Genomic DNA, 11,911 nt, shown 5'->3' with positions numbered 1-11,911 from the left:
TGTCCCCCTTCCCGTCCGGCACGGGCGCAGCACCGTCGCAAAGCAACTCAACCACGGCCGCAGTCTCTTCCCGCACCTCTCGCTTCGCCGATCCTTCTGCTAAAACCCACTCTCTGGAGTTCTGCCGCGCAGACTCCTAGCTCCGGGACGTGACGACAGCGCCGGCAGCGGTCGCTGCTCGCGGCCCGGGTGCTAGAATCGCGCGCTTCCAACCGATTCAGGCTCCGCCGTGGATGTTTCCCGACCGATAGGCGTATTCGACTCCGGCATTGGGGGTCTGACTGTCGTCCGCGCGCTGATGGAGCGGCTGCCGCTCGAACGGATCGTCTATTTCGGCGACACGGCCCGCGTGCCATACGGTGTGAAATCGGTCGCGACGATCGAGCATTTCACGGCGCAGATCACGGACTTCCTGCTGCAACAGGACGTCAAGATGCTGATCGTCGCCTGCAATACGATGGCGGCGGTCGCGGCGTCCATCGTGCGCGAGCGTGCCGGCGGCATTCCGGTGCTCGATGTCATCGAAGCCGGCGCCCTTGCGGCGGTCGCGCAATCCCATGGGCGCGGCATCGGCGTGATCGGAACGCCGACCACGGTCAACAGTAACGCTTACGCTCGCCGCATTCACGCGCTCGACTCGGGCGCGCGCGTCTATTCGCAGGCCTGTCCGCTTTTCGTCCCGCTCGTCGAGGAAGGCTGGCTCGACCACCCGGTGACACGTCTTACCGCGCAGGAATATCTGAAACCGGTGCTGGCCGAGGAGGTCGAGAGCCTGGTTCTCGGCTGCACGCACTATCCACTGCTGAAGCCGCTGCTGCGCGACGTGGCGGGTCCCAGCGTGCGGCTCGTCGATTCCGCGCTGACCACGGCGGAACTCGCCGCCGCGAAGCTGCAGACACTCGGCATCGCGAATTCCCTTCCCCGCGAGTCGATGTACCGTTTCGTCGTGACGGACGTGCCGCTGCGCTTCCAGACGATCGGCGAGCGTTTCCTCGGCCGCTCGCTCGGCACAGTCGAAAAGCTGGACTGGTAGCCGGGGCACCTCCGGGCTGCGCGGCGTGGGTGCGTGAACTAAGCTTCAGCCAAGTGCCGCGGCGCGCAGCCGCGAGGCGAAGGAGGACGGCATGGAGCAGAAGAAGCTTGCGGTGATCGTCGGAGCGGGGCCGGGGCTCGGATGTGCGTTGGCACGGCGCTTCGGCAGGGCCGAGATGAACGTGGCGCTCGGTGCGCGGGATTTGGCCCGGCTCGAGTTGCTCGCGACCGAGTCGGCGGGGATCGGTCATGGCGCGCGGGCTTTCGCCTGCGATGCAGCCGACGAGCGGTCCGTCGAGACCTTCTTCAGTGAGGTTCGCGCCGAACTCGGCGAACCGGACGTCGTCGTGTACAACGCCGGCGCCTTCGTTCCGCGCGGCATCCTCGAAACGACCGCGGAAGAGTTCGACCGCTGCTGGCGGGTCGGCTGTATGGGCGGCTTTCTCGTCGGCCGATGCGCTGCGCGGGGGATGCTCGCGCGGGTTGCGGATGGAGGGCGGGGCGGAACCATCCTCTTCACCGGAGCCACCGCGAGCCTGCGGGGAAGTGCCGGTTTCCACAACCTCGCGGTCGGCAAGTTCGGACTGCGCGCGCTCGCTCAGAGCATGGCGCGCGAACTGCAGCCGAAAGGGATACACGTCGCTCACGTCATCATCGACGGCCATATCCGTCCTTCGGGAAGCGTGCAGCGCAGCGCCGACGATGCGGGTGACGCGACGCTCGACCCGGCGGCGATCGCCGAAGCATATTTCCAGCTTTACTGCCAGCCGCGCAGTGCGTGGTCGCAGGAAATGGACCTGCGTCCATGGGTCGAGCGTTTCTGAAATGCCCCGACCCTCACGGGTGAGGTCCGAGCGGGCGGTTTGCGCCGCCGTGCGTGGTCTTGCGTCGAGCGAGACCGGTTCGGTGTCAGTCGCGCCGGATCGACGAGGCGGGGCTTCAGCTGAAGCCCGCTGGCCATTGCGGTTGCATCTCCCCGCGTTAGCGGGGCTCGGCTTGTTTGACCGGCTTCAGTCCTCGGGCCCGGTGGCGACCGACCGCGCGGGGTCGGCGCACCATTCGCTCCAGGAGCCGGGATAGAGTCGCGAGCCCGACAGGCCGGCCGATTCCATCGCAAGAAGATTGTGGCAGGCGGTGACACCTGAACCGCATTGGTGGACGACGCGATGTGGGTCCTGCCCTTCGAGCAGGTGGCCGAATTCTTCGCGCAGCACCGAGGCCTGTTTGAAGTTGCCGCGGGCGGTCAGGTTGTCGCGGAAGAAGCGGTTGCGGGCCCCCGGGATGTGGCCGCCGACCGGGTCGAGCGTTTCGTTTTCACCGCGAAAGCGATCGGGGCTGCGTGCGTCGACCAGCGTCATACGATTGTCGCGGAGATGGTCCTGAACGAACGCGGCGTCGACGGCCGCGGGCTTCAGCGAAAACTCGTAGGTCGTCGCCGGGAAGGCCGGAACCGCCGAAGTCAGCGCTTGCCCGGCTTCGCACCAGCCGACGAGACCGCCGTCGAGTACCGCGACGCGGCGATGCCCGAGCCAGCGCAGCAACCACCACAGCCGCGCCGCAAACATGCCACCTGCGTCGTCGTAGGCGACGACCTGCATGTCGTTCGCGACGCCCAGGCGGCCTAGCCGCGCGGCGAGTTCGTCCGGATCGGGCAGCGGGTGACGTCCGTTCGTGCCGCTCGTCGAACCCGATAGATCTTCGTCGATGTGCAGAAATTGTGCGCCGGGTAAATGCGCTAGAGCGTAGGCAGCCCGCCCGAAACCCGGGTTTGTCAGATCGTGCCGGCAGTCGAAGATCCGCCAGTCCGCTTCGCCCAGGTGCTGCACGAGCTCTCGAGGGCTGATCAGCGTGCCGTAGGACGCCGTCACTGCGTCGGTTCCTCCGCGCCTTCGACCCACGCCCGTGCGTCGGCCTCCTCGAAGAAGACCTGCACTTCCGCATCGACGAAGAACTGCGTTATCCACGCGCTCCAGGTCACCCACTGGTTCTCGGTCAGCACTGCGATGCGACTGAAGTCGCGAGAATGGCGGCGCGAGAACTTGATTTCTTCCCAGGCGACATCGACCGTGAAGCCGATCATTTGGCGCAGGTCGATGAGCACGTTGAGCGGGCCTTCGAACTGCACCTTGTAGTTCACGACCTCCTCGAACTCCTTGTAGTCGGCGAGCGTAAATTCGCCGAACACGGCGACCGAGACGACATGCGGGCTGTGGTAAGTGGTGATCATCGTGCTCTCCGCAACGGCGAGTGGGTCATGCGCACCACTATAGCCCCGCTCGGGGGGGGCTTCAATCTATGCTCAGAGGATGCCCGCCGGTGCGACGAACGGAGTAGGCTTGAGCCTCGTTCAACTGCGGAGCGGCGCATGATGAGCTACGTGCTGGCGCTCGATCAGGGCACGACGAGTTCGCGGGCAATCGTGTTCGACGCCGACGGGCGGGTGCGCGGCACGGCGCAGCGCGCGATTTCGGCGCGTTATCCTCATGCAGGTTGGGTCGAGCACGATCCGGACGAGATCCTGTCGACCCAGCTCGATTGCGCGCGGGGGGCGCTCGGCGACGCGCGAATCGACGCTTCGCAACTCGCGGCGCTCGGAATCGCGAATCAGCGCGAAACGACGATTCTGTGGGATCGGGCCACCGGGCGCACAATCGCCCCGACGATCGTGTGGCAGGACCGGCGCACTGCTGCGGACTGCGACCGGCTGCGCGATGAAGGACATGCGGACCTGATCCGCGCGCGCACCGGCCTCGAACTCGACGCCTATTTCTCGGCGACGAAGCTCGCGTGGCTGCTGCGCAACGTGCCCGGCGCAAGGATGCGCGCCGAGCGCGGCGAACTGGCGTTCGGCACCGTGGACAGCCGGCTGGTGTGGCATCTGACCGGGGGCGTCGCGCATGTCACCGACCCCGGCAACGCATCGCGGACGATGCTGTTCGACATCCATCGCGGCGGTTGGGACGACGAACTGCTCGCGCTCCTCGACATTCCCCGCGCGCTCCTGCCCGAAATCGTCGACAGCAGTGGCATTTGCGGCGAGATGCGCGCCGATGTCCTCGGCGCGGCCGTGCCGATCGCGGGGCTCGCCGGGGACCAGCAGGCGGCGACCTTCGGTCAGGCCTGCTTCGCACCCGGAATGGCGAAGAACACCTACGGCACGGGCTGCTTCCTGCTGATGACTACCGGCATTCGGCCGGTCCCGTCCGAGAACCGGCTGCTGACCACGGTCGCGTGGCGGACTCCCGCGGGGACCCGTTATGCGCTCGAAGGCAGCATTTTCATGGGCGGCGCGACCGTGCAGTGGTTGCGGGACGGCCTCGGGCTGATTCGGACGGCGGCCGAGGTCGAAGTGCTTGCGGCGAGCGTGCCGGACAGCGCCGGCGTCGTCCTGGTGCCGGCCTTCACCGGTCTCGGCGCGCCATACTGGGATGCTTATGCGCGCGGCGCGCTGTTGGGGCTGACGCGCAGCAGCGGGGCAGCTCATATCGCACGTGCGGCGCTCGAAGCGATCGCGTTGCAGACCGTGGATCTCGTGGCCGCGATGAACCGCGACGGGGCCGCGCCGCTGACCGAGTTGCGCGTCGATGGCGGCGCCGCGGCGAACGACCTGTTGATGCAAATACAAGCGGATCTGCTCGGCGTGCCGGTCGTCCGTCCACAAATGCTCGAGACGACCGCGTTCGGCGCCGCCTGTCTCGCGGGTCTCGCGGTGGGCCTATGGTCCGGCCTCGACGAGATCGCCGCGCACTGGCGGGAGGAGCGCCGCTTCGAGCCGGCGATGTCGGCCGCACTGCGGGAGGCGACTCTCGCGCGGTGGCACCGCGCGGTGGAGCGAGCCAAGGCCTGGGCGGACGAATGATCGGGAACGTGTCGTGGAAGACCCGATCTTCCTCCGGTTCTGCCCCTTGCGGCCCATCGGATGATCCGCACTCCGCTCGCGCGTGAAGCGCTGCTCGCCCGCGCGCGCGAGCAGCGCCGCTGGGACGTCGTCGTCGTCGGCGGCGGCGCGACCGGCCTCGGCTGCGCGGTGGATGCCGCCGCGCGCGGGTACTCGACTCTGCTGCTCGAGGGACACGACTTCGCGAAGGGAACGAGCTCGCGCGCGACGAAGCTGATCCACGGCGGCGTGCGCTACCTCGCGCAAGGCAATTTCCCGCTCGTGCGCGAGGCGCTTGCCGAGCGCTCCCTGCTGCTCGCGAACGCGCCGCACCTCGTCCATCCATTGCGTTTCGTCGTCCCCGCGTATCGCTGGCACGAAAGGCCGTTTTTCGGCGCCGGCCTCGCGATGTACGACCTGCTCGCCGGCTCGCACGGTCTCGACCGCAGTCGGCAACTCGGCTCTCGCGAGACGCTGGCTGCGGTGCCGAACGCCAAGGCCGACGGGCTGAAGGGCGGCATCGCCTACTGGGATGCGCAATTCGATGATGCGCGGCTCGCGATCGCACTGATGGCGACGCTGTTCGATCTCGGCGGGCTGGCGCTGAATTACGCGCCGGTGGAAGGTCTCGTGACGGCAGGCGGACGTATCGTCGGTGTGCGCGCGCGTGACGCCGAAAGCGGAAACGCGCTGCAGATCGACGCCAGGGTCGTCATCAACGCGACCGGCGTCTGGGCCGATACCGTGCGGCGATTCGAACAACCCGCAGCCGAGCCCCTGCTGCAGCCGAGCCAGGGGGCGCACGTGGTGGTCGATCGCCGCTTCCTGTCCGGTGAAGACGCGCTGCTCGTGCCGCGCACGCCGGACGGCCGCGTGCTGTTCGTGATCCCGTGGCAGGGAAAGGTGCTGATCGGAACGACGGACCTAGCGCGGCAGGACTTGCCGCTGGAGCCGAAGCCGCTCGCGGGCGAAGTCGATTTCATCCTCGCGACCGCGGCGCGTTACCTGGCCCGCGCCCCGACGCGAGCCGATATCCGTAGCGTTTTCGTCGGGTTGCGGCCGCTGATTCACGGCCGCGGAGCCACCGCGACGCGGCGCCTGTCGCGCGAGCATTTCATCGAAGTTTCGCCGGCCGGGCTCGTGACGATCACCGGTGGGAAATGGACGACTTACCGCCGGATGGCCGAGGACGCGGTCGAGGTCGCTCAGTCGGTCGGTCAACTGCCGGTGCGCGCGTGCCCCACCGCCCGGCTCCCGCTGCACGGCGCGACGCGGAGCTTTTCCCGCGACCCGTACGGCTGCGACCGCGAAGCGATCGACGCATTGCCGGGCGCGCGTTGGGCGCTTCTGGATGGTTCGAGTCTGACCGAAGCGGAGGTCCGACACGCGGCGCGACATGAGCTCGCGCGAAGCGTCGAGGACGTTCTCGCGCGCCGTCATCGGATGCTGTTCCTAGACGCGACGCTCGCGAGCGCCGCGGCACCGGCGGTCGCTGCGATTCTCGCCGAGGAACTGGGGCGCAACGACGACTGGCAGCGCGCCGAAGTCGCGCGTTTCCGCTCGCTCGCGATGCAGTACGCGATGGTGCGGGAAAACGGAGGCGAGTCCTGACGGCCAGCACAGCCGTCGATCGACCGTGATCGAGAAGGCGTCCCAGTGGGCGGTGACCGACGTCGGACCAGCCGGTCAGCATGAATTCGCTGACGGCGAAGTCGGTGTGGATTCGCAGGGGACGAAAGGTCCAACGGACGGTAAGCGTTCAGACGGAGGGAGCAGGGCGCATGTCCCGCGCAGCCGCGTGCCGGGGCAGCGCCACGTGGGCCTCGAGGCCGCCCCCGGGATGGTTCGCGAGCTGCACTTCGCCGCCTTGCGCGCGTAGCAGGTTCCGCGCAATCGCGAGGCCCAGCCCGGTGCCGCCGGTTTCGCGGTTGCGCGACGCCTCGGTGCGGTAGAACGGCTCGAACACTTTTTCGAGCTCGGTGTCGGGCAGGCCGGGACCGTGGTCCCGAATGCGAATGTCGAAGGTCGATGCGCTTTGCGCCAGCGTGATCTCTACCTTGCCGCCGAACTTGACGCCGTTCTCGATCAGGTTCCACAGCGCACGGCGCAGCGCGTCGACGCGTCCATGACATGGAGCGTCGATCTGTCCGGATACTTTCACGTCCCAGCCCATGTCGACCGCGTCTTCGCGCAACGCGTCGATGAGCCCGTCGAGATCGATCGCCTGCTCGACCGCGGTGGCGTCGAGGCTGCGGGCGTAGGCGAGGCCTTCCTTGACGAGCGCCTGCATCGCGTCGAGATCCGCCTGGATTTTGGTGCGCAGTCCTTCGTCGTCGACGAGTTCGGCGCGCAGGCGCAGCCGCGTGATCGGTGTCTGAAGATCGTGCGAGATCGCGGCGAGGATGCGCATGCGCTCGCCGACGTGTTGCCGGATGCGCTGCTGCATCCGGTTGAACGCCTGGGCCGCACGCGCGACTTCAACTGGTCCGCGAAGATCGATCGGCGTGCGTTCGGGGTCGGCGCCGAGCGCGTCCGCGGCGGCGGCGAGCTGCGAAATCGGACGCGTCGCGATCCGCACCGCGAGCCATGACAACAGCGAGACGCCGACGATCAGCGCCAGCAGCGATGCCAACAAGCTTTCGGGAGGGGGGCGGGCAGGCGGCGCAAACAGCGGCCCCGGCAGGCGCACCGTCATCGGGCGACCGTCGGCGAGTGTCACGGTGGCAAGCACGCGCGGGTGCGGCGAGAACCGGCCGGCGTGGGGCGGAAGCTCGACGACCGCGACGGCGCGATCGGGCAAGGCGCGGCGCAATGCATCGGTCAGCGCAGCAGCGGATGCGAGCGGGCGTGCGTCGGCCGGTGGCCCTCCCGGCAGGAAACGCAGGCGGCGCCGGCCGAGCGTTTCCATCCATTCGATGCGCTGTTCGGGCGATAAGCGGTCGAGCACGTCGACCGCTGACACGACTTCGCGAGCGATGCCTTCGGCGAGCACGTCGCGGGCGTAGCGGTGGCGTTCGTTGATGAACAGCGCGATGCTGACCGCGAGCACGAGCGCGATGCCGACCAGCCAGATCAGCATCAGGCGGGCGAAGAGCGTGCGCGGCCAGCGCACTGTCACCGCTCGCCCGCCGGGCTGTCGACCGCGGTCACGGTGCACGCCAGCACGTAGCCCTCGTTGCGGACAGTCTTGAGGATGCCCGGCTCGCGTGCGTTGTCGCGCAGGCGCTGGCGGAGCCGGCTCACGAGGAGATCGATCGAGCGATCGAACACGTCGGCCTCGCGCCCCTGGGTCAGCTCCATCAATTGGTCGCGGCTGAGCACGCGCTGCGGATGCGTGAGAAATACCATCAACATGCGGTACTCGGCCCCCGACAGCGGAACGACGACTCCGTCCGTGTCGATCAGATTCCGCCCGGCGATGTCGAGCCGCCAGGCCGCGAAACGCAGTTCCGCCGCACGTTCGGCGGGAGAGCCTTCGAGGTTCGGCGGCAGCGCACGGGCCCGGCGCAGGATCGCGCGCACCCGCGCGTACAGTTCGCGCGGCACGAAAGGCTTCGCGAGATAGTCGTCGGCGCCCATCTCGAGCCCGACGATGCGATCCATGTCCTCGCCGCGTGCGGTCAACATCAGCACCGGCGTGTTCATGAACGGGCCTCCGGCGCGCAGGTTGCGGCACAAGGTCAGGCCGTCTTCGCCCGGCAGCATCAGGTCGAGCACGATCAGGTCGACCCGGTGGCGTTCGAGCGCTGCCTTCATTTCACGCCCGTCGGCCGCGGTCGTGCACCGCAGCCCCTGCTTTTCGAGGTAATCGGCGAGCAGGCTGCGGATCTCCGCGTCGTCGTCGACGATGAGGATGTGGTCGTGGGAAACAGTCATGTCAGGATCTCCCGCCGGGCCGGGCCGGACCATGCGTGATTGCGATTGCCCGAATCATAAGCGGCGATCCGAGGCGTTTTGTATCCCAGAGTATCTCGTGCGGCGATCGAGACATGGTCATTCAAACCGGGGCGAAATCGACAAATCGGGCTTACATCGCGATGTTGAAATGCTTTCGCCGCCCGAATGAACGGGCGTTCCGGATCAACGTGGAGAGCTCTCATGAAAACCAGCACCAGAACTTCTCTTGCAATGGCACTCGTCGCGGCCACGGTCTTTGGCGCTTCGACCGCAAGTGCAGGTACTACGACCCGCGACTGCGGCGAAATGCGCGCGGACCACGGAATGCAGGGTGGCATGAAGCGGATGCACGGGATGAAGCACGGCGCCGACCCGGCTGCGTTGACGCAGCGCGCGGACCAGCGACTCGCGAAACTCGAGGGAGCGCTTGCGCTCTCTCCGACGCAGCGGCCCGCCTGGGACGAGTTCAGCAGCACGATGCGCGGCACGGCAGCGCAGAGTGCGGAGCGCCTCGACGCGATGCGCAAGCGGGAGCCTGCGCCCACCGCAGTCGCGCGGCTGGAACGTATGGAGGAATTCAGCAAGGAAAGGCTGGAGTCGATGCGGGAGATGCGCAAGGCGGTTTCGGCCCTGTACGCGCAGCTCGATGAGAGCCAGAAGAAGACGTTCGACGAGCAGTTCCGCTTCGCCGGGCCGCGCCAGCCGGGCGAAGGGCGCCGCGGTTCGGGTGGGATGCAGCGCGGGTTAGAGCCTTCGCCGGGCGCGTAAGCACTTGCGCTTCCGTCGCCGGGCGGCGCCCGAAGGGTCATCATGGGCCGAGGGGCTATCCCCTGTGCCCTCGACCGCAAGCGAACAAAAAAGGCCGCGCCTTTGCAGGGCGCGGCCTTCTTGCGAGCAGGCGAACCGCAAAAACGGTTCGCCTGTTGTTGCAGCGATCAGTGGAACTGCTCTTCTTCGGTCGAACCGGTAAGCGCGGTGACGCTCGACGCGCCGCCCTGGATCACGGTCGTCACGTCGTCGAAGTAGCCCGTGCCGACTTCCTGCTGGTGCGACACGAAAGTGTAGCCGCGATCGCGCGCCGCGAATTCCGGCTCCTGCACCTTCTCGACATAGGCCGACATGCCGCGCTTCGCGTAGTCCTGCGCCAGATCGAACATGTTGTACCACATCGAGTGGATGCCGGCCAAAGTGATGAACTGGTACTTGTAGCCCATCGCACCGAGCTCGCGCTGGAACTTCGCGATGGTGGCGTCGTCGAGGTTCTTCTTCCAGTTGAACGACGGCGAGCAGTTGTAGGCGAGCATCTTGCCCGGGTGCTTCGCATGCACCGCTTCGGCGAACTTGCGCGCGAACTCGAGATCCGGCGTGCCGGTTTCGCACCACACGAGGTCGGCGTAGTCGGCGTATGCGATTGCGCGGGAGATCGCCTGCTCGAGGCCCTTCCGGGTCTTGTAGAAGCCTTCCGCGGTGCGCTCACCGGTGAGGAAGGGCTTGTCGTTCTCGTCGTAGTCGCTGGTCAGCAGGTCCGCGGCTTCAGCGTCGGTGCGGGCGATCACGAGGGTCGGCACGCCCATGACGTCGGCGGCGAGGCGCGCGGCGATCAGCTTCTGCACGGCTTCGGCGGTCGGCACGAGCACCTTGCCGCCCATGTGGCCGCACTTCTTCACCGACGCGAGCTGGTCTTCCCAATGCACGCCGGCGGCGCCCGCTCGGATCATGGACTTCATCAGCTCGAACGCGTTCAGCACGCCGCCGAAGCCGGCTTCGGCGTCGGCGACGATGGGCGCGAAGTAATCGACGTAGCCCTTGTCACCCGCGTTGATGTTCTTCGACCACTGGATCTGGTCCGCACGCTGGAACGCGTTGTTGATCCGCTCGACAACCGTCGGCACCGAATTGACCGGGTACAGCGACTGGTCGGGGTACATCGCGGCATACGAGTTGTTGTCGGCAGCGACTTGCCAGCCCGACAGGTAGATCGCCTTGATGCCGGCCTTCACCTGTTGCATTGCCTGGCCGCCGGTCAGCGCGCCGAGGCAGTTGACGTACGGCTCGTTGTTGACGAGGTTCCACAGCTTTTCCGCACCAGTGCGCGCCAGCGTGCTTTCCGGCTGGATCGAGCCGCGCAGGCGAACGACGTCGGCCGCGCTATAGCCGCGCTTGATGCCTTTCCAACGCGGGTTTTCGGCCCAGTCTTTCTCGATGGCGGCAATTTGCTGTTCGCGGGTCAAAGTCATGGCAGGTTCCTTGTTTGCTGACGTTCAAAATAGGGAAAGACCTCCTTCTGCTCCGGTCCTGAGTGCTGGCCGGGCGGCGTTCTCTCCGTTTCGCTGCGGCGACTCGTCAGGCCGTCGCCGAATGGAAACAAGTATAGGAAGCTTCTCGCTTTGCAGCAATAAGTCTTATATAAGATATAAGAAATTATTTTTCCCAATGCCTTCAGCGGCTTGAGCAATACGTTTCACATTGCAAGACGCCGATCAGCGTCGTGAAACGCAACGGTGCTGCAATGCGCCATCGCACACTCGGAATGCCGCGATTTCGCTCCGCCCGGGCGCCCTCGGGTAGAGGGCGGGGCCGGCCGCGAGTTGATCAGAGTAGCGACGAATCCGAAACAATGACGCCGTCTTCGTCGGCGTAGACGTATTGTCCGGGTGCGAAGACGACGCCTCCGAAGTTGACCTCGATGTCGCGGTCCCCAGCGCCCTTCTTGATGCTCTTCTTCGGGTGGGTGCCGAGCGCGAACACGCCGAGATCCATTTCGCCGATAGCTTTGGCGTCGCGGATGCAGCCGTACACGATCACGCCGGCCCAGCCGTTCTTCACCCCGAGCAGCGCCAGTTGATCCCCGACCAGTGCACAGCGCATCGAACCTCCGCCGTCGACGACGAGCACTCGGCCTTCGCCGGGGCCTTCGAGTTCGGCGCGGACGAGCGAATTGTCCTCGAACACCTTCAACGTCGCGATCGGCCCGCCGAAAGCCGGCCGGCCGCCGAAGCTGCCGAACATCGGCTCGACGACACGCACGCGCTCTTCATGGCTGTCGCAAAGGTCGGCGGTATGAATTTCCATGCTTGTTTCCTCCTGTGAATGGTGGGCGAGTGG

Annotated in this window: 11 protein-coding genes; 5 read left to right on the top strand and 6 right to left on the bottom strand. The window is 66.8% G+C overall.

Annotation, left to right across the window (positions count from 1 at the left end; translation table 11 throughout):
- The first annotated feature begins 229 nt into the window (after positions 1-229).
- Both murI and ROZ37_RS21450 read left to right on the top strand, forming a co-directional pair.
- Positions 230-1,033 carry a glutamate racemase gene (murI, locus tag ROZ37_RS21455; RefSeq protein ID WP_312662729.1) on the top strand — a complete coding sequence of 268 codons (804 nt, stop codon included), beginning with the start codon at positions 230-232 and terminating at the stop codon, positions 1,031-1,033.
- A 91-nt stretch (positions 1,034-1,124) separates the two neighbouring features.
- On the top strand, positions 1,125-1,856 hold the full coding sequence (locus tag ROZ37_RS21450; protein ID WP_312662728.1) for an SDR family NAD(P)-dependent oxidoreductase: 732 nt from the start codon (positions 1,125-1,127) through the stop codon (positions 1,854-1,856).
- A 186-nt stretch (positions 1,857-2,042) separates the two neighbouring features.
- Here ROZ37_RS21450 and ROZ37_RS21445 read toward each other — a convergent pair whose 3' ends face one another.
- On the bottom strand, positions 2,043-2,900 hold the full coding sequence (locus ROZ37_RS21445) for a sulfurtransferase (RefSeq protein WP_312662727.1): 858 nt from the start codon (positions 2,898-2,900) through the stop codon (positions 2,043-2,045).
- On the bottom strand, positions 2,897-3,259 hold the full coding sequence (locus ROZ37_RS21440) for an STAS/SEC14 domain-containing protein (protein WP_312662725.1): 363 nt from the start codon (positions 3,257-3,259) through the stop codon (positions 2,897-2,899). The genes ROZ37_RS21445 and ROZ37_RS21440 overlap by 4 nt, the downstream gene beginning before the upstream one ends.
- A 141-nt stretch (positions 3,260-3,400) precedes the next feature.
- Here ROZ37_RS21440 and glpK point away from each other — a divergent pair, with 141 nt between their 5' ends.
- Entirely contained in the window at positions 3,401-4,891 is a 1,491-nt protein-coding gene (gene glpK / locus ROZ37_RS21435; protein ID WP_312662730.1) for a glycerol kinase GlpK, read from the top strand.
- Positions 4,892-4,951: 60 nt separating this feature from the next.
- Complete coding sequence (locus tag ROZ37_RS21430) at positions 4,952-6,520, top strand: glycerol-3-phosphate dehydrogenase/oxidase (RefSeq protein ID WP_312662724.1); 1,569 nt, start codon at positions 4,952-4,954, stop codon at positions 6,518-6,520.
- 148 nt (positions 6,521-6,668) lie between these two features.
- On the opposite strand, the gene ROZ37_RS21425 is transcribed toward ROZ37_RS21430, so the two are convergent.
- Together ROZ37_RS21425 and ROZ37_RS21420 are read right to left on the bottom strand one after the other, a co-directional pair.
- The gene (locus tag ROZ37_RS21425) at positions 6,669-8,027 is read right to left on the bottom strand and encodes a HAMP domain-containing sensor histidine kinase (RefSeq protein ID WP_312662722.1); all 1,359 of its coding nucleotides are present in this window, start codon (positions 8,025-8,027) and stop codon (positions 6,669-6,671) included.
- On the bottom strand, positions 8,024-8,785 hold the full coding sequence (locus tag ROZ37_RS21420; protein WP_312662721.1) for a response regulator: 762 nt from the start codon (positions 8,783-8,785) through the stop codon (positions 8,024-8,026). The genes ROZ37_RS21425 and ROZ37_RS21420 overlap by 4 nt, the downstream gene beginning before the upstream one ends.
- Positions 8,786-9,007: 222 nt before the next feature.
- Between ROZ37_RS21420 and ROZ37_RS21415 the strand changes: the two genes are divergently transcribed.
- On the top strand, positions 9,008-9,574 hold the full coding sequence (locus ROZ37_RS21415) for a Spy/CpxP family protein refolding chaperone (protein ID WP_312662720.1): 567 nt from the start codon (positions 9,008-9,010) through the stop codon (positions 9,572-9,574).
- A 167-nt stretch (positions 9,575-9,741) separates the two neighbouring features.
- On the opposite strand, the gene aceA is transcribed toward ROZ37_RS21415, so the two are convergent.
- Together aceA and rraA are read right to left on the bottom strand one after the other, a co-directional pair.
- Positions 9,742-11,043 carry an isocitrate lyase gene (gene aceA / locus ROZ37_RS21410; protein ID WP_312662719.1) on the bottom strand — a complete coding sequence of 434 codons (1,302 nt, stop codon included), beginning with the start codon at positions 11,041-11,043 and terminating at the stop codon, positions 9,742-9,744.
- A gap of 355 nt (positions 11,044-11,398) precedes the next feature.
- A complete protein-coding gene (rraA, locus tag ROZ37_RS21405) occupies positions 11,399-11,878 on the bottom strand; it encodes a ribonuclease E activity regulator RraA (protein ID WP_312662718.1) in 480 nt (159 codons plus the stop codon).
- Between the last annotated feature and the right edge of the window lie 33 nt (positions 11,879-11,911).

The sequence above is a fragment of the Aromatoleum sp. genome, from assembly GCF_032027225.1.
Lineage (GTDB): Bacteria > Pseudomonadota > Gammaproteobacteria > Burkholderiales > Rhodocyclaceae > Aromatoleum.
The sequence above is the reverse complement of the archived record's forward strand: the minus strand, read 5'-3'. Positions and strand labels throughout refer to the sequence as shown.